Genomic DNA, 16,179 nt, shown 5'->3' on the forward strand with positions numbered 1-16,179 from the left:
GGCGACGCGGAATTCGGGCCCAGCGTGGATCGGGGTTGGAAATGTCGGCTGCGCGTGGATCGGCGTGCGGAATGGCGGCGCCGGCCCCTACGCTCCCTGGAGGAAGGCCTTGGCGGCGGCACCGAGGGCGACGACGTCGCTGATCGCGCACATCTCCCGCGCCGAGTGCATCGAGTAGAGCGCCGGTCCCACGTCGACGGTCGTCATCCCCATCCGCGTCGCCGTCAGCGGTCCGATCGTCGACCCGCACGGCACCGAGTTGTTCGACACGAAGTCCTGGTACTCGACCCCGGCCGCAGTGCACGCCTTAGCCCACACCGCGGTGCCCACGGCGTCGGTCGCATAGCGCTGCTGCGCGTTGTGCTTGAGCAGGGGTCCGCCGCCGAGGCGGGGCCGCACCTGCGGGTCGTGCCGCTCCTGATAGTTCGGGTGGACGGCATGACCGGCGTCCGAGGACACGCACACCGACCTGGCAAGCGCGGCGAGGTGGTCGCTGCGAGTCGCGTCGGGGTAGAGGGAGGCGACGATGCGCTCGGCGACGTCGGCGAGGAACGGTCCGCTCGCCCCGGACCGAGAGTTCGACCCGATCTCCTCGTGGTCGAACCCGGCGAAGAGGGCGAGGTGGTCGAGCGCCTCGGCGTCGAGCCCGACCATCGCGCTGACCCCGGCGTGGACGGAGAGGAGGTTGTCCAGCCTCGGCGAGGCGAAGAACTCGTCCGCGGCACCGAAGCGCGCAGGCTCCTGGACGGGGATCGTGTAGACGTCGTGGCCGACGATGAGCTCGGGGTCCACCTCGGCGGAGGCGGCGAGGAGCTCGAGGACGTCGGCCTCGGCAAGGTCGGCGAGACCGACGATCGGGGTCGTGTGGCGCTGCTTGTCGAGGGTGAGGCCCTCGTTGACCTGCCGGTCGAGGTGGATGGCCAGCTGCGGGATGCGCGCGATCGCCCCGGTGCGTGCGAGAACGACGGTGCCGTCGGCGAGGCTGAGGCGCCCGGCGAACGCGAGCTCCCGGTCGAGCCACGAGTTGAGCAGCGGCCCGCCGTAGATCTCGACGCCGACCTGGCGCACCCCGGCGGTCGTGAACTCCTCACCGGGCTTGAGCTTGAAGGCGGGGGAGTCGGTGTGCGACCCGAGGACGCGGAACGGCGGGATCACCGAGGTGGTCTCTGTCGGGGTCATCCACGCGATGATCGCACCGTCGCGGACGACGAAGTATCCGCGGCCGGGTTCGAGCGCCCAGGAGTCGCGTTCGTCGAGCCGGTGGAAGCCGGCGGCGCCGAGACGGTCGGCGGCGGCAGCGGTGGCATGATAGGAGCTGGGAGAGGCAGAGACGAATTCCGAGAGATCGGCTGCGACCTGCGCGTTTGCTGTCTGGTCGGTGGGAGGAGTGCTCATTTTCTCAGCCTATCCTTTGCGGTAGCTTTGATCACAGGTGCTCTGATCACAGAGCCGAAGCGGCAGGCGCGGGACGACGAATGAGATTGCGAGGGGACTTCGACGTGAACCAATTCGTGGCCGAATGGAACACCTGGCGGGACTCGCGGAACTCGTCGTTGGCGACCCCCTTCGGCTGGCTCAGCGTCGTCGGCCTTCACTGGCTCGATGAGGAGTCGACCTGGCCCGACGCCCCTGGAACCTTCACCGTCGACGACGACGGCTGGGTGCGCCTCGCGCTCGACCCGAGCACGAAGGCCGGCCCTGCCGCACAGACCTTGGACCTCCTCTCCCGCCCCGCCGAGGACAGGGCTTCCGCCAGGGAGGCCCCCGCCGGGGACGGAACTACCGCCGAGGACAGGGCTTCCGCCGGGGAGGCCCCCGCCGACGACTCGCCCCAGGTCAGGGTCAACGACACCGGTTTCAGTGCGAAGCTGCCGACGGGCGGTTCGCTCGGCTGGTTCACCGTCGGGCACGTGCTCTACGAGCTCATCGACCGCGGTGGGCGGATCGGTGTGAGGATCCGCGACGCGAAGTCGCCGCTGCTGAGCAAATTCGTCGAGGTCCCCGTCTACGACCCCAACCGTGAGTTCGTCTTCCTCGGTCGCTTCACCCCCTATGAGCAGCCGCAGGCACAACCGGTCTCCACCGCGCAGGAGGGTCTCGAGCTGACGACGACGGTCGTCGGCGAGGTCACGTTCACCGGCCCCGACGGCGAGGTCACGCTCATCGCCTCCGGGTGCCCGGCGACCGGACTCCAGCTCGACTTCCACGATGCCACGAACGGGAGGACCACCTCGGCGTGGCGGACGCTCGATCTGGGCATCCCCAACGCCGACGGATCGCTCGTCGTCGACTTCAACCGCGCGGTGAACTACCCGTTCGCGTTCTCCGCGTTCGCCACGTGCCCGGCTCCGGTGCCGGGCAACGTCGTGCCCTTCGCCGTCACCGCCGGAGAACGGCGGCCCCCGTTCTTCTACTCGGAGGCCGGCATCAATGTCCCCTTCCTCTTCTACCGCTGGTGGGACGAGGCGAGCGCCGAGGCGACCCGACCGTGGTACGCCCGGTTCGGCCTCGACATGACCGTCCTCAACCCCAACGAGGATGAGATCGACCAGTCGCTCGTCGGCTTCGACGGGGTCGCGATGTCCGGCGGCGATCTCTCCCCGCTCACGCGCAAGGCGCGCTCGCGGTTGGTCAGGGTCGCCACCGATGCGCTCACCTCACGGCTGCCGGTCATCGGGATCGGGGCGTTCGCGGAGTTCGTCATCACCGCCCAGCGGGAGCTGCGCGACCAGCAGGGCCACACCGAGGCGACCCCCGAACCGCCCGCGACGACACCCGGGCGGGTGCCGATCGTCATGAACAACGAACTCGACCCGGCCTCGGTGGGACTCGACGTCGTCGGCACCGACGCGACCGGACTCATCTACGCGGAGGCGGACATGACGCTGCCGCTCGAATCGACGTACCGCGAGATCGGCGAATTCGAGGCGGCGCTGGCGGCGAAGGCGCCGATCGGCAGCTGGGAGGAGTTCGACTTCCGCGTCGTCACCATGGTCCGCCGGCACCGCTAGAGGCGCGGCGACCCCGATTCCGGCAACCCTCCGGGCGCTCGGCAACCCCGCGCAGGGTTGCTCAGCGCCCGGAGGGTTGCCGGGACGAGATCTACCAGATCGTCACGCGGGCCTCGGGCGCGAGGTACATGGCGTCGGACTCGCTCACGCCGAAGGTGTCGTGGAAGGCCGTCATGTTCTTCACGACCTGGTTGCACCGGAACTCCTCCGGCGAATGCGGGTCGATGCTCAGTCTGCGGACGCGCTCCTCGGTGCGCATCTTCGTCCGCCACGCCTTCGCCCATGCGGCGAAGAACTCCGCGGCCTCCGCCTCGGTGGGGGTGCGGCCGAGCTCGAGTTCGAGCGCCTTCCACCCGATCGACAGTCCGCCGAGGTCGCCGATGTTCTCTCCCACGGTCAGTGCCCCGTTGACATGCTGACCGGCCTCGAGACCGGCGGGAACGAGCGCGTCGTACTGGTCGATGAGGGCCTTCGTGCGCTCCTCGAAGCGCTCCCGATCCTCGGCCGTCCACCAGTCGACGAGGTTGCCGTCACCGTCGTAGCGCGAGCCCTGATCGTCGAAGCCGTGCCCGATCTCGTGGCCGATGACCGCGCCGATCGCCCCGAAGTTCGCCGCCACCGAACCCTCGGCGTCGAAGAACGGAGGCTGGAGGATCGCGGCGGGGAAGACGATCTCATTCATCACCGGGTGGTAGTAGGCGTTGACCGTCTGCGGGGTCATCAGCCACTCGGTGCGGTCGATCTCACCGCCGATGCGCGTGATCTGGCGGGCGTGCTCGGCCCGGGCGGCGCGGCGGACGTTGCCGACGAGGTCGTCGGCGGCCATCTCGGCCGGGTACTCTCGCCACTTGACCGGGTAGCCGACCTTCGGCGTGAACTTCGAGAGCTTGACGAGCGCCCGCTGCTTCGTCTCCTCGCTCATCCAGTCGAGTTCGGTGATCGACTTCTCGTACGCCTTGATGAGCATGTCGACGAGGTGGTCGATCGCGTCCTTCGCGGCAGGCGGGAACTCGGCTTCGACGTAGAGCTTGCCGACGGCCTCGCCGAGGAGGGACTCGACGAGCCCGACCCCGCGCTTCCAGCGGTCCCGCAGCGCCGGAGTGCCCGAGAGGGTGCGGGAGTTGAAGTCGAAGTCCTCTTCGACGATCTCGTCGGTGAGCAGGGACGCCGTCGAGGTGAGCACCGACCACCGCAGCCACACCTTGAGCGTCTCGAGGTCGGTGTCCTCCCAGACCTGGGCCATGCCGGCGACGTACGAGGGCTGGCCGACGACGACGGTCTCGAGTTCGCCGTCGATGTCGGCGGCGACCGCGGCGAACCACGCATCGAAGTCGAACCCGGGGCCGAGCTCGCGCAACTGCGCGAGCGTGTGCTTGTTGTACGTCTTCTCGGCATCACGGGTGGCCACGCGGTCCCAGTGGTGGCGGGCGAGTGCGGTCTCGAACGCCATGACCTTCGCGGCCACCTCGGCGTCGGTGATCCCCGCAGCCTCACCGAGGCCGGCGAATCCGGACATCCTCTGCACATGCGCGAGGAACTTCTCCCGCACCTCGGCGAAGTCGTCGTTGAAGTAGTAGTCCTCGTCGGGCAGGGAGATCCCGGCTTGGACGAGGTAGAGGGCGTAGATGTCGGAGTCCTTGGCGTCGGCGGTGACGTACCCGCCGAGCAGCCCCCCGATGCCCTCGGTCTCCAGCCGCCCGAGGAGGTTCGCGAGCTCCGCCTTCGACTCGGCTGAGTCGATGGCGGCGAACGTCGCCTCGAGCGGGGTGATGCCGAGCTCGTTGATCCGCTCGAGGTCCATGAACGAGGAGAAGAGGTCCGCGACCTTCTGCCCCTCGCCGCCGGCCTCCTGCGGGTCGTCGACGACGGAGCGGATGATCGAGCGCACCTTCGTCTCCGCGGTGTCGAAGAGCTCGCGCATGGCTCCGTCGCCGGCGCGGTCGTCGGGGATCGTGAACGCGTCGATCCACCGCCCGTTGATGTGGCGGAAGAGGTCGTCCTGCGGGCGCACCGACTCGAGGGGAGCGATGTCGGCAGAGGCTCCCGCGGACTCGGGATTCACCGGTGACGTCGAGGTGTGAGAAGTCATGGTGCAACAGTATCGTGGACGGTGGCCTTGTCCCCTGAGTGAGGAGTGAGAGTATGGCTCTGCCGTCCGTCGTGTTCGTGTGCACCGGCAACATCTGCCGGTCCGTCACCGCCGAACGCGTCCTCGAACGTCACTTGGAGACCATCGGCGCCGAGGCGGTCGTCGACTCAGCCGGCATCAGCGACGAGGAGGAGGGCAACCCCATCGACCCCCGGCAGGCGCGGGTGCTCGCCGCCGCCGGCTACCGCACCGACGACCATGCCGCCCGGCAGATCACCGCCGAATGGCTCGCCGACCGCGACCTCGCCGTCGCGATGACCGCCCGCCACTACCGCGCCCTTGAGCGTCTCATCGCCGACCTTCCCGCCGAGGCGCGCCCGGAGCTGCGCATGCTGCGCGAGTTCGACCCCGAGGCGTCGGTCGACCCCCGCCGAGGCGGGACGGCGGATCCGTACGGGAGCGGGGGCCGCCTCGGCGGGGGAGACGATGACGCACCCGCTCCTGACGTCCCCGACCCGTGGTACGGCGGCCGATTGACCGATTTCGAAGAAACCCTTGAGACAATGGAGAGGTCTGTGACCGGCCTCACAGATCACCTGCGCGCCGTCGCCGCGCATCCTCGGTGAGGCTGGGATCTGGGATACTGGAGGGGGCGGGACTCGCCGATGGCGAAGTCCCCTTGCCGTGACAATCGTTGAAGGAGAATCGCAAATGACTCGAACACAGTGGTCCGCTCTCAGGCTCGTGTTCGCCGCCCTCATCGTCGCCGCGCTCAGCGTCGTCGCGGCGGCACCGGCCAGCGCCCATGATCAGCTGATCTCGACGAACCCCGAGAACGGGGCGCAGCTCGACAAGCAGCCGGAGTGGCTCGAGATGAAGTTCTCCGGCGAGATCCAGGCCGTGGGCTCCGAGGTCATGGTCAAGGTCGACGGCACCGACGTCTCCGCAGGTGAGCTCACCGCGGAAGGCACGACGCTCTCCGTCGCGCTGCCCGACAACCTCAAGCCCGGCGCGTACACCGTGGTGTGGCGCGTCGTCTCCTCCGACGGTCACCCCATCTCCGGCGACTTCGCCTTCACCATCGGCGACGCCGAGGGCGCCGGCGGTTCGGTCGAACAGTCGACGAAGGCCGGCCTCGGCGGAGCCGTCGTCGACGAACCCGGCAAGAACACCGAAGAGCGCGGTCAGATCGGCGAATCGACCGGCAGCGACACCGGCATGTCGATGCCGATGATCATCCTCCTCGGCGTTGGTGCGCTCGCCATCATCGTCATCGTCGTCCTCCTCATGCGCCGCAAGGCCCAGGGCCTGCCCGGCACGAAGGACGACGGCAACGGCGGCACGAACAGCTGAGACTCGTCACCGCGGGTCGCATCCCGCGCTGAGCCTCGACTCAGCACAGCAGGTCCCCGGACGGAGGCGTCAGGGGACCTGCTCTATTCATGGGTGGCTGGGTGCTGCATTCACGGGTAGTGGGGTGCGAGCCGGTCGCATTCACGGGTGGTGGGGTGGCGGTCGGTCGGCGGTGGGGCTCGGCTCTCCATCCACGCGGGGCTCGAATATCGACGCTCCGGCGAATCCCGGTTCTCTCGTTCCACGCGGGGCCGGAAATCCGCGTCGCCCGCGGCGCGGATTTCGAGTGTCGCGTGGATCGGGGGTTGCGAGCGCTGATCGGGGGGTTGCGAGCGTGGATCGACGGGCTCGCGGTTGGCGGTTGGAAGCGGGGCTCAGGTGTCGGGCCAGGTCGAGGCGCGGGCCACCCGTGCCCCGGTCGCGGAGTCGCTGATCGCGCTCGCGGTCTCGGTCGTGTGCTTCGCCGAGGCGGTCGCCGCCTCGAGGATGTCCCGGATCGGTGCGCTCGCCCACGCGGCCATCGCCACCTGCTGGGCGACCTTGTCATCCCAGGTCAGCGGCGGGGAGATCTGCCGGGCCGCCTCGGCGCCGTGGAGGAGCGCGATGATCGTGCCCGTGCGGACGTCGACCGACTCACCGCCGTCGAGGACGGCGCCGATCTCCGCGCGCAGCCGTTCCTCGGGTGCCGGGTCGAGCACCTGCCACGACGAGGTGGGGAAGAGTCCGAGGAAGCGGGAACTGCGGTGGTGGAGAACGCCGTGGTTGCCGAGCCGGACGAGGAGGACGTCGTCGAGGCGGGGGAGGAGGATCGGCAGCGCCGACGACAGCGGTCGCTCCTTCTGCCCGAGGAGCGCGATCGCGTTGACGAACATCGGATCGGTCGGGCGCGGCACCTCGGCGGGACGGACGAACGGCGAGGCCGGGTCGGAGCCGGGGAGGATGTCGATGAACCCCGCCTCGGCGAGGTCGACGAGGAGTGCCCCGGTGAGTGCGGACTCGAGTCCGGGGGTGATCTCGGGGATCTTCCCGGATTCGGGCAGGAGCAGGAGCATGAGGTCCTCGCTGATGAGGAGGTCGCGGCGATCGGGGCCTGCGGTCATGGTCGGGTCCTTCCTCGGGGCGGGCAACCATTCGAACGGATGGTGCGGTGACCTGTGCCACGCAGTCTAGCCGCCAGGGCGCGACAGGTCAGCCGGCCGCGATGACGGCATCCGATCAAATAGCCCCTATCACTTGTTTACATCGTAAGGTAATGTTCGATCGGCAGGGTGTGTTGCTGCTCGTCCGTGCGCTGCCGCACGTGCGTGCATTGCCGCTTCTGCATGCGGGGACGACGGCCTGAGCACTGAGAAGACTGTGAGCGCCGAGGAGACGGGACCGGCCGTTCTCAGCGTTCCGACCATGACGATTCGACGGAGGTGACAGGGTGACAGCGGAGAGGATCAGAGCGATCTCCCTTCCCGCCGATCACCCCTACGTTCTCGCGATCACGGACCCGACGGCGGTCGAGATCCTGCCCGCGCCGGGTGACGGATCCTCCGGTGCCGACGCCGTCGTCGAACAGTTCCTCATCGAGGCGTGGGACGAGGACCAGGCAGCGGACGCCGATCTCGTCCACGTTCACTTCGGCTTCGAACTCGTTCCTCTGTCCGCACTCGAGCGATTCGTCGCAGCCCTCGACAGGCTCGGACTGCCGCTCGTCCTCACGGTCCACGACCTCGAGAATCCGCAGCTGCCCGAGCATGCCCAGGACGACTTCGCTCGCCGACTCGAGGTCCTCCTCCGGCATGCCGTCCGTGTCATCACCCTCACCGAGGGCGCACGTGCGGAGATCATCCGGCGGTGGTCACGCGAGGTGTCCGTTGTGCCGCACCCGCCGCTGGGCTCCGACGTCGCCGAGGCTGTGGTGGCGAGCACTCAACCGCCCGGCGCGCCCGTCGCGAACCGTCCGTCGTCGCCCGGCGCGCCCGTCGCGGCGCGGCAACCGTTCGCCGCACGGCGACCGTTCACCGCGCGGCGACCGTACACTGCCGGAATCCTCCTCAAGGATGCCCGCCCGTCGCTTGATCTCGCGGCGATCGCCGCCCTCGCCCGGGCCCTCGGGACCGATCCTCTCCGCAATGATGACTGGCGGCTCACCGTGATCCGGCGACCGACCGTGCGCGCCGGTCGGGAATCCGAGGTCGCCGAGCTCAAGCGCCTGCTCGACCGGTCCGAATCCGCCGACGTCGAGGTCTGGGCGTCGATGTCGGATCGCGAACTCGAGGACTGGCTCGCCCGTCTCGATGTCCTCGTCCTGCCCTACCGGCACGGAACTCACTCAGGGCTGCTCGATCTGGCCAACGACCTCGGCACGCGGGTCCTCTACGCCGAGGTCGGCCATCTCGCCGATCAGCGGCCCGGGACGAACCTCGGCGTGGACTTCCATGATGCCGACTCGCTGCGCGCTGGCCTGCACGCGATCGCCGAGGCGCCGCCGCTGCCACCCCGCTCCCGTGAGGACGGACTCCGCCTGCTCGCCGAGGTCCGTGACGCGCACACACGGCTCTACCGGTCGGTCGCGGCGAGACGGGCGAAGACGCCAGCCGCGGCTCCGGCAGTGACGCCGCCAACTGCGACACCGCCAGCCACTGCGGCAACTGCAACGACACCGGCAACGCCCTCACCCGCTGACACGGCAGGTGCCCGGTGAACCGGCCGCTGCGCATCCTCGTCATCGCCGACTACCGCTACCCGTTGCGCGAACCGCTGCGCGGCGGGCTCGAGACGCACGAGTGGAACCTCGTGCGGGAGCTGCGGCGGCGCGGCCACGACGTCACCCTCGCAGCGAAGGAGGGCTCCGACTTCCTCGAGAACTCGCCGCCGGCCCTCGTCTACCCCGAGCTGCCATGGCCGCTGAGCGCTCCCCGATCGGATGCGCACCTGCCCGACGAGGTCGCCGCTCACCAGGCCGCGTGCCTCCACACCGTCATGGACCACCTCGCGGTCGAAGGGCGAGGGTTCGACGTCGTCCACAACCACGCCGTGAGCACCGTCCCCCTCACCCGAGCGGCCGAGATCCCGGTGCCGCTGTTCACAACCCTCCACACCCCGCCGCGGATGGACCTCGTCGACGTCATCGACTCCGCCGGAGCGGAGCGGGTCTTCACCGTCTCCCGGTACGCCCAGTCCTCGTGGGCGAACGCCGGAGTCGCCACCGACGTCGTCACCAACGGTGCGGACGCGACCGTCTGGCCGCTGGGCGCGGGCGGCCCCGGCCTGTGCTGGTTCGGGCGGATCGTGCCCGAGAAGTACCCGCACCTCGCTGTCGACGTCGCCACCCGCATCGGGGTGCCGCTGCGGATCATCGGTCCGATCGGCGACCCCGACTACTTCGACGCCTACGTCGCCCCCGCGATCGCGCGCTCCCATGGACTCGTCGACTACCTCGGGTGCCTCAGCCAGCGGGAGACCGCCGAGGTCGTCGGCGCCTCCGCTGCCACCGTCGTCACCCCGATGTGGAACGAGCCGTTCGGCCAGGTCGTCATCGAATCCCTGTTCTGCGGCACCCCCGTCGTCGCACTCGAGCGTGGTGCCTTCGCCGACCTCTACTCCGACGTCGACGGCGTCACCCTCGTCCCCGCGGCCCGCGCCGACGACGAGGTCCTCGACGACCTCGCCGAGGCGACCCGCCGTGTGCTCACCGCGAGCAGTTCCGGCGCGGTCGGCACCGCTCGCGCGAGGATCCGAGACCACGCCGTGTCCCGGTTCAGCGTCGGGGCGTGCGCCGAGGTCCTCCTCGACCGGTTCACCGCCGCCGTGGCCGCGCGCACCCCTGACCTCGGAACCGTCGGGCCCGATCGCGAGGGCTCCCGCCTCGGCGCCTCCCGGCTGGCGCGGACCGGAGGCGCCGGGTGATCGGCTGGTACGTCCACCACCACGGGCACGGGCATCTGCGGCGGATGACCGCGGTCGTCCCCCACCTCGACGACGACGTCGTCGTCTTCTCGAGCCTGCCCCGGCCGCAGCGGCTGCCGCGCTCGCGCACGAGTGACGTGGAGTGGATCGAGCTCGAGGCGGACACGCCCCCGCACGGGGAGCCCGCCGACCCGACCGCCGGTGGGCACCTCCATTGGGTGCCGACGAACGCTCCCGGTCACCGGCGAAGGATGGTCAGGATCGCCGAGGCGGCACCGCGTCTCTCGGGCATGGTCGTCGACGTCTCGGCTGAGGTCGTCCTCCTCTCCCGTCTCCTCGGCGTGCCGGTGACGGTCATCGCGCAGGCTGGAGAGCGCACCGACGCCGCGCACCGGCAGGCCTACGCGCTCGCCGACGCACTCCTCGTCCCCCTGCCGGCACCGCAGGCCGCCGATGACGCGGTCTATGCCCGGGCTCTGCCGCACACGGTCAGGCATGCGGCGAAGACGACGTTCGTCGGCGGGATCTCCGCATCCGCGCCCACCGACGACAGCACCGAAGCGGCCGGCGGCAGCACCGCTCCGACCGATGACAGCACCACTCCGACCGATGGCAGCGCCGAGGCGGGTGAAGGTCGACGCTTCCTCCTCCTCGGATCGCGCGGCGGAACGAGCCTCGGAGCCTCGACGTTCGAGCGGCTGCGGGAGAGGAGTCGCCATGACTGGAGCGCGATCGGACTCGATGTGCAGTCGTGGACCTCTGACGTCCATGCCGCGCTGAGGTCCTCGGCGCTCGTGCTCAGCAATGCCGGTCTCGGTGCGATCGCTGACATCATGGCCGCGCGCAGCCCCGCGATCTTCGTCCCTCAGACCAGGCCCTTCGACGAGCAGGTCGCCAACGGCCTCCTCCTGCAGGCGCTCGGGTTCCCCGTGCGCGACCGACTCGAGATCGGGGAGCCTTTCGACGCGGAGGTCGACGCCGTCTCCCGGTGTGACTTCCCATGGGAGGCCTGGCAGACCGAGGGGGCACCCGGCCGGGCCGCCGACGTCATCCATCGGGTGTGCGCGAGTTCCGGAGGTCTGACCCATGTCGTCTGAGCGGACCGTGGTCATCAGCCTCGCCTCACCCGACCGCTTCGACCGGATCCGGAGTCAGCACGCGGAACTCCGGCGCCTCCACCCCGACCGCATCGACGACGGCAGTCTCCGCCATGTCGTGTGCCTGCTCTCCCCCGGAGCCTCCGCGGAATCCGTCCTCGCCGATCATGCAGGCGCGCTGCCGGCGACGATCGACACCACCGCCGCCGACGCGACGGGCGGGAAGGTCAGACTCGGAGCGGCACGGAACGCCGGAGCCGCCGCCGCAGTCGAGCTCGGCGCCACGCTGCTCGTCTTCCTCGACGCCGACTGCCTGCCGGCAGAGCGCCTCCTCGAACGCTACGAGGAAGCTGCCGGGACTGTCGAGCGCGCTGCGGCCGGGCGCGACGGCACTGCGACCCGTCGGCTCCTCCTCGGGCCGGTCACCTACCTCACGGAGGAGGAGACGGAAGGGCTGGCCGCCTCGGCGCCGGTCATCCCACACCCTCACCCCGCTCGACCCGATCCGAACGATGGCGAGGTCGTCGACGTCGACCCGGACGCGACGGCAGACGGACCGGGCGCTCCCGATCCGTTCGCCCTCTTCTGGTCGCTGTCGTTCGCGTGCCGTCCCGAGGTCTTCGCCCGGATCGGCGGATTCGACGAGACCTACGCCGGATACGGGGGCGAGGACACCGACTTCGCGTTCGCTGCCAGGAGGGCCGGGGTGGGACTGCGCTGGGTCGGCGGCGCGCACGCCTTCCACCGGTACCACCCGGTGAGCTCCCCACCCGTCGAACACGTCGCCGACATCGTCGCCAATGCGCGGATCTTCTTCGACCGGTGGAGGATATGGCCGATGGAGGGGTGGCTGCACGCCTTCCGCGACCTCGGCCTCGTCACCTTCGATGCCCGTTCCGGATGGCGTCTGACGGCAGAGGGCTGAGCACACTCCATCGCAGGGCCTCGACCTCGATCAGCTCTCGGGCGGGCGATCCTCCCCGTGGGCGAGGGCGATCGCGTCCTGTCGCCGGCTCACCCCGAGCTTCGCGAAGAGGGCGTTGATGTGGGACTTCACAGTCGAGACGCCGAGGAAGAGGCGCTCGGCGATCTCGGGGTTCGATGCGCCTTCGGCCATGAGGTCGAGGACCTCGGCCTCCCTCGCGGTGAGCTCGGGGAACCGGTCGCGCACCGAGGCCGGGCGCGCCTCCGGGAGGCCGGCGACGACCCGTCCGGCGATGCGGGTGTCCAACGGAGTGCCGCCCACGGCCGTCGCACGGATGGCGGCGACCATCTCCTCACGACCGGCGTCCTTCGTCAGATAGCCTGCGGCACCGGCCCGCAGCGCCGAGTCGATGCTCGCGTCGTCGGCGAAGGTTGTGAGCACGAGGACTCGGATGTCGGGACGGCTCTGCGTCAACTGTGCGGTCGCCTCGGCCCCGCTGAGGCCGGGCATGCGCAGGTCCATGAGGACGACGTCCGGCTCGAGTTCCGCGGCGAGGGCGATGGCCTCGGTTCCGTTGCGGGCTTCGCCGATGACCTCGATGCCGTCGGTGAGGGAGAGGACGACGACGATGCCGTCGCGGACGAGGGCCTGGTCGTCGGCGACGAGCACCGTGATGCTCATCGGTCGGCCCTCGATGGTGTGACGGGTGAGGTCGTGGAGTGATCCGCATCGGTCGGGGGCACCACCGGCACCCATGCCTCGGCGACGAAGGTTCGCCCGCCGACGAGGCGCCCCTCCGCGCCGCCGCCGAGAGCCTCGCAGCGTTCGCGCATGCCGAGCAGTCCGAACCCGCCGGTGCCTGTTCCCGCCGCGGGAGTGGAGGAGCGTGACATCGCCTCACGCATCTCCGAAGTGTCCCCGACGAGGTTGCGGGCGCTGATGCGCACGATGGGAACGGGAGGCACCTCGGCGCCGGCAGGGCCGGGTCCGTGGCCCGCGCCCGAATCGAGAGAGGCGTCCGCGAACCTCATCTCGAGGGTCACCGCCTGCCCGGGCGCATGGCGGCGGACATTGGTGAGCATCTCCTGGACGGCGCGGAGCAGGGCCTCGACCCCTTCCGGGCTGAGCCGGGCGAGCACCGCCTGCGGTCGGTTCGGAAGGATCGTGAGCACGTCGGCGCCGCTGTCACGATGAGCGCGCAGCAGCTCGGCGACGCCGTCGAGCAGGTCCTGGCGCGGCTGCTCCCTCAGGGCTGCCACCGCCCGGCGGGATTCGGCGAGACCGTCGGCGGCGAGCCCTCGCGCCCGGTCGATGCGGGCGTCGAGTCCCTCCCAGCGGCGGGCCTGGGCGAGCGCGGCGGCCGCGTCGAGCTGGAGCGTCAGCGCCCCCAGGGAGTGCGCGAGCACGTCGTGGAGGTCGCGGGCGATGCGGGCACGTTCGGCGAGCGCCGCGGTCGTCGCCCGCTCGCGCTGGGAGATCAGCTGCTCTTCGAGGAGCGCGCGTTCCTGGGTCTCGGCGAGGAGGCGGCCGGCCCGGAGTCGGGTGAGCAGTCCCACGCCGGCGCCGACGAGCAGGTAGATGATGAGGAGTTCGGTCGGGGCGCCGACGGCGATCGCCGCTGCGAGAAGGGCGCAGGCATCGGCGACGATGGTGAGCGTGACGACGAGGACCGAGCGGTCGGAGCGGCGGACCAGTCGGGCGAGGCCGGCGACGGCGAGCGGGATCATCGTCGACCCCGGGGCGAAGGCGAGGGCGCACGCGATGATCTGGGAGACGACGAGCAGCCCCGTGCCCACCGCGTGCTGTCCGGGTGAGGCCCGGCGGTAGTCGTTCGTCGTCGCCCCGAGCATCATCTCCGCGACCCAGAGCGCCACTGCCGCCAGCGCCACTGCTCGCAGTTCGGGTACGGACACCTCCCATGCGAAGAGTGTGAAGAACCCGCCGAAGACGACGCCGAGGATGAGGGTGAGGACATCCGCGGGTCGCCATCGACTGCTCAGATTCCCGCGTTCGTCGGTGCGGCGGGACGGATCCGGCCTCATGGCCGCGATCCTACCCCACCACCGAACGGGCGAGACGGCGTACGCGAATGCGGTCCGGACCTTGGTCGGCTCACGGGCGAGGAGGGTCGCGGCGGACCGGCGCCCCGGCATCGACTCCGCCGCTCAGTTGGTGAGCGGCCCACCGGGCGGCGATGCGGGTGCTCGTCAGCCGGGCGAGGCCGATCGAGATGAGGAGCAGTCCGGTGGCGGTGGCCATCTCCGGGGAGATCACGGCCGCCAGCCCGAGATCCATGCCGATGCGCACGGCGATGAAGCCGAGCCAGAGGGCGACACCGAGCCATCCCCCGCGCATGCGGACTTCACCGTCCGGGCCGGTCGAGACCTCCGCGAACCGGCCCATCACCCATCCGCCGGCGAGCGAGACGGCGACGATGAGGACGATGGCGGTCACGGCCGATGCCCAGGTGAGGTCGGCGTCTCCGAGCTGGAGGGGCAGGGTCATCGTGCCGAGGACGATGACGATGACGGCGACGCGCACCATCCGGGACAGGCGCCGCCAACTGAGCTGACGGTAGAGGATGAGGGCGAGGACGACGAGGGCGAGCAGCACGTTGGCGATCGGGATCCACGGGGCATCGAGAGTCACGGTTGGTCTCCAGAGTGAGGGGGATCGCCGGGTGCGATCCGCTGCCCCCATCCTTCGTCGAGGTCGAGCCGACGCGAACCACCCGCGGGTGGAGATCCGGGTGGAGACCGCTCACCCGACCCCGTCGCCCTATCCCTCGAGCCGTACGTACCGGGAGAGCTCCGACTCCGCCGAGGCGAGTGCCCGGGCCGTGCTCAGCACCGTCCTCTCCATCGCCGAGGCGGCCGTGGTCGGCCGTACGTCCGCGCGCTGGGCGAGGCTGACGGCGCGCGAGAGGCCGGGGTCGACGAGGCGGACCGAGCGCAGCCGCGGCCGGTCGACGAGGACCATCGCGGGGACGATGGCGATCCCGAGTCCGCGTTCGACGAAGCGGATCGCCGCATCCATCTCGACCCCTGCGACGACGACGTCGGGGGTGAGTCCCGCCGCCTCGAACGCCGCCGAGGTGGCTTCCCGGAGGTCGTAGCCGTGGTGGAAGACGACCTGGGGGCGGCGGGCCACCTCGGCGAGGGTGATCGTGTCCCCGAGGGCCGGCGCGGATGCCGAGCCCGTATCCGCGGTTCCGGGTGCGTCGGCCGCCTCCGGTGCGTCGGCGGCTGCGATGACGACGAGGTCTTCGCGCAGCACCTCTTGCATGTGCAGGCGCGGGGCGATCGCCCCGAGGTCGAAGGTCCGGGTGATGAGCGCGAGGTCGAGCTGCCCGGCACCGAGGGCCTCGACGAGTTCGCGCGAGCCCTTCTCCATGACCTCGAGTTCGATTCCGGGATGCTCGGCGTGGAAGCGGCTGAGCGCCTCGGCGACGAGGCTCACGCACAGGGTCGGAGTCGCCCCGAGACGGACTCGACCCTGCCGCAGACCGGCGAGTTCGTCCATGTCGAGGCGGATCGCCTCGGCGTCGGCGAGCATCCTCCGCGCGGTCGGCAGCAGCGCCTCACCGGCCGCGGTGAGGGTGATGTGGCCGCGGGCGCGATGGAAGAGCTCGGCCCCGAGCTCCTTCTCCAGGGTCGAGATCTGCCGGGACAGGGAGGGCTGCGCGAGATGGAGGGTCGCGGCGGCCTTCGTGAAGTGCCCGGTGTCGGCGACCTCGACGAAGCTCGCGAGCTGTTCGAGATTCATGGCAATAGTCTATTGCTATCGTGTTCAGTCGAACAATGCATT

The 16,179-nt window shown here is 70.3% G+C and carries 14 protein-coding genes; 7 read left to right on the forward strand and 7 right to left on the reverse strand.

Features of this window, described 5'->3' with window-relative positions:
- Positions 1-87: 87 nt before the first annotated feature.
- On the reverse strand, positions 88-1,395 hold the full coding sequence (locus tag ACQ1RG_RS06305; protein ID WP_430600717.1) for a M18 family aminopeptidase: 1,308 nt from the start codon (positions 1,393-1,395) through the stop codon (positions 88-90).
- A gap of 104 nt (positions 1,396-1,499) precedes the next feature.
- Here ACQ1RG_RS06305 and ACQ1RG_RS06310 point away from each other — a divergent pair, with 104 nt between their 5' ends.
- On the forward strand, positions 1,500-3,011 hold the full coding sequence (locus ACQ1RG_RS06310; protein WP_308443592.1) for a DUF1684 domain-containing protein: 1,512 nt from the start codon (positions 1,500-1,502) through the stop codon (positions 3,009-3,011).
- A gap of 91 nt (positions 3,012-3,102) precedes the next feature.
- Here the strand turns inward: ACQ1RG_RS06310 and ACQ1RG_RS06315 are convergent, their stop codons facing one another.
- The gene (locus ACQ1RG_RS06315) at positions 3,103-5,100 is read right to left on the reverse strand and encodes a M13 family metallopeptidase (RefSeq protein ID WP_201671758.1); all 1,998 of its coding nucleotides are present in this window, start codon (positions 5,098-5,100) and stop codon (positions 3,103-3,105) included.
- Positions 5,101-5,153: 53 nt separating this feature from the next.
- Here ACQ1RG_RS06315 and ACQ1RG_RS06320 point away from each other — a divergent pair, with 53 nt between their 5' ends.
- A complete protein-coding gene (locus tag ACQ1RG_RS06320) occupies positions 5,154-5,726 on the forward strand; it encodes a low molecular weight protein-tyrosine-phosphatase (RefSeq protein WP_063250396.1) in 573 nt (190 codons plus the stop codon).
- Between the two features lie 85 nt (positions 5,727-5,811).
- Entirely contained in the window at positions 5,812-6,453 is a 642-nt protein-coding gene (locus ACQ1RG_RS06325; RefSeq protein WP_063250397.1) for a copper resistance CopC family protein, read from the forward strand.
- A gap of 374 nt (positions 6,454-6,827) precedes the next feature.
- Here ACQ1RG_RS06325 and ACQ1RG_RS06330 read toward each other — a convergent pair whose 3' ends face one another.
- On the reverse strand, positions 6,828-7,553 hold the full coding sequence (locus ACQ1RG_RS06330) for a GOLPH3/VPS74 family protein (protein ID WP_063250398.1): 726 nt from the start codon (positions 7,551-7,553) through the stop codon (positions 6,828-6,830).
- A gap of 326 nt (positions 7,554-7,879) precedes the next feature.
- Between ACQ1RG_RS06330 and ACQ1RG_RS06335 the strand changes: the two genes are divergently transcribed.
- From ACQ1RG_RS06335 to ACQ1RG_RS06350, 4 genes are read left to right on the forward strand one after another with little or no spacing between them, the layout of a single operon-like run.
- Entirely contained in the window at positions 7,880-9,145 is a 1,266-nt protein-coding gene (locus ACQ1RG_RS06335) for a glycosyltransferase (protein ID WP_063250399.1), read from the forward strand.
- Positions 9,142-10,350: a glycosyltransferase gene (locus ACQ1RG_RS06340; RefSeq protein WP_063250400.1), complete on the forward strand. Its 1,209-nt coding sequence runs from the start codon at positions 9,142-9,144 to the stop codon at positions 10,348-10,350. The genes ACQ1RG_RS06335 and ACQ1RG_RS06340 overlap by 4 nt, the downstream gene beginning before the upstream one ends.
- Complete coding sequence (locus ACQ1RG_RS06345) at positions 10,347-11,447, forward strand: glycosyltransferase (RefSeq protein WP_063250401.1); 1,101 nt, start codon at positions 10,347-10,349, stop codon at positions 11,445-11,447. The genes ACQ1RG_RS06340 and ACQ1RG_RS06345 overlap by 4 nt, the downstream gene beginning before the upstream one ends.
- Entirely contained in the window at positions 11,437-12,372 is a 936-nt protein-coding gene (locus ACQ1RG_RS06350) for a galactosyltransferase-related protein (protein ID WP_095375105.1), read from the forward strand. The genes ACQ1RG_RS06345 and ACQ1RG_RS06350 overlap by 11 nt, the downstream gene beginning before the upstream one ends.
- Positions 12,373-12,402: 30 nt before the next feature.
- Here ACQ1RG_RS06350 and ACQ1RG_RS06355 read toward each other — a convergent pair whose 3' ends face one another.
- The 4 genes from ACQ1RG_RS06355 to ACQ1RG_RS06370 form a co-directional block, all read right to left on the reverse strand.
- Entirely contained in the window at positions 12,403-13,053 is a 651-nt protein-coding gene (locus ACQ1RG_RS06355) for a response regulator (RefSeq protein ID WP_430600721.1), read from the reverse strand.
- On the reverse strand, positions 13,050-14,414 hold the full coding sequence (locus ACQ1RG_RS06360) for a sensor histidine kinase (RefSeq protein WP_162909100.1): 1,365 nt from the start codon (positions 14,412-14,414) through the stop codon (positions 13,050-13,052). The genes ACQ1RG_RS06355 and ACQ1RG_RS06360 overlap by 4 nt, the downstream gene beginning before the upstream one ends.
- Before the next feature lie 70 nt (positions 14,415-14,484).
- Positions 14,485-15,021 carry a hypothetical protein gene (locus ACQ1RG_RS06365; RefSeq protein ID WP_063250405.1) on the reverse strand — a complete coding sequence of 179 codons (537 nt, stop codon included), beginning with the start codon at positions 15,019-15,021 and terminating at the stop codon, positions 14,485-14,487.
- A gap of 129 nt (positions 15,022-15,150) precedes the next feature.
- Positions 15,151-16,137, reverse strand: a complete 987-nt coding sequence (locus ACQ1RG_RS06370; RefSeq protein WP_063250406.1) for a LysR family transcriptional regulator — start codon at positions 16,135-16,137, stop codon at positions 15,151-15,153.
- Positions 16,138-16,179 lie beyond the last annotated feature (42 nt).

The organism is Brevibacterium sp. K72, from assembly GCF_050562175.1.
Taxonomy (GTDB): Bacteria; Actinomycetota; Actinomycetes; order Actinomycetales; family Brevibacteriaceae; genus Brevibacterium; species Brevibacterium casei.

Bases quoted from the DNA above. Each gene is read 5' to 3' on its own strand.
- ACQ1RG_RS06360 (WP_162909100.1), bottom strand. From the start codon at position 14,414: ATGAGGCCGGATCCGTCCCGCCGCACCGACGAACGCGGGAATCTGAGC.
- ACQ1RG_RS06305 (WP_430600717.1), bottom strand. From the start codon at position 1,395: ATGAGCACTCCTCCCACCGACCAGACAGCAAACGCGCAGGTCGCAGCC.
- ACQ1RG_RS06355 (WP_430600721.1), bottom strand. From the start codon at position 13,053: ATGAGCATCACGGTGCTCGTCGCCGACGACCAGGCCCTCGTCCGCGAC.
- ACQ1RG_RS06370 (WP_063250406.1), bottom strand. From the start codon at position 16,137: ATGAATCTCGAACAGCTCGCGAGCTTCGTCGAGGTCGCCGACACCGGG.
- ACQ1RG_RS06350 (WP_095375105.1), top strand. From the start codon at position 11,437: ATGTCGTCTGAGCGGACCGTGGTCATCAGCCTCGCCTCACCCGACCGC.
- ACQ1RG_RS06325 (WP_063250397.1), top strand. From the start codon at position 5,812: ATGACTCGAACACAGTGGTCCGCTCTCAGGCTCGTGTTCGCCGCCCTC.
- ACQ1RG_RS06330 (WP_063250398.1), bottom strand. From the start codon at position 7,553: ATGACCGCAGGCCCCGATCGCCGCGACCTCCTCATCAGCGAGGACCTC.
- ACQ1RG_RS06320 (WP_063250396.1), top strand. From the start codon at position 5,154: ATGGCTCTGCCGTCCGTCGTGTTCGTGTGCACCGGCAACATCTGCCGG.
- ACQ1RG_RS06315 (WP_201671758.1), bottom strand. From the start codon at position 5,100: ATGACTTCTCACACCTCGACGTCACCGGTGAATCCCGAGTCCGCGGGA.